A 493-nucleotide genomic window follows, 5' to 3' on the forward strand; every position below is an offset into this window, starting at 1 on the left:
GCTTAAAAGCACTTGAAAATTTAAAAGCATTAGAGAATGTAGCAGTAATTCAAGAAGAATTATTACAAGCAAATATGCCTAAATTACCAGAATTGCCAGAATTACCAGAAGGAATATCTAATGTTAACTTTGATTACGATAAGTATAAAGATGAAGGAGAAAAATACTTAGAGCAATGGAGTAAAACTTACGAGAAAAAGTATGGTAAAGAATACAAAGAAAAAATGAAAGCTTGGGCCAAGGAGTTTAGTAAAGTAGACTTTAAAGCCTATGAAAAAGAAATGGAAGCATGGGGAAAAGCGTTTGGAGAAAAATTTAGCCAAAAATTTAATGGTGATTTTGAAAAGAAAATGGAAGCATGGGGTGAGAAATTTGGAAAAGAGTTTGGAGAAAAGTTTGGGAAGAAAATGGAAGCATGGGGAAAAGACTTTGAAAAAAACTTTGCAGAGAAAATGGAAGGAAACACTTTAATTATTGAAGAACGAGCTAAAGC

1 pseudogene is annotated in these 493 nt (G+C 32.0%); it reads left to right on the plus strand.

The features are described from left to right. A pseudogene (locus tag ACVC2P_RS00060) lies at nucleotides 1–493 on the plus strand (hypothetical protein); the annotation flags it as partial.

Source organism: Pontimicrobium sp. MEBiC01747 (assembly GCF_053601635.1).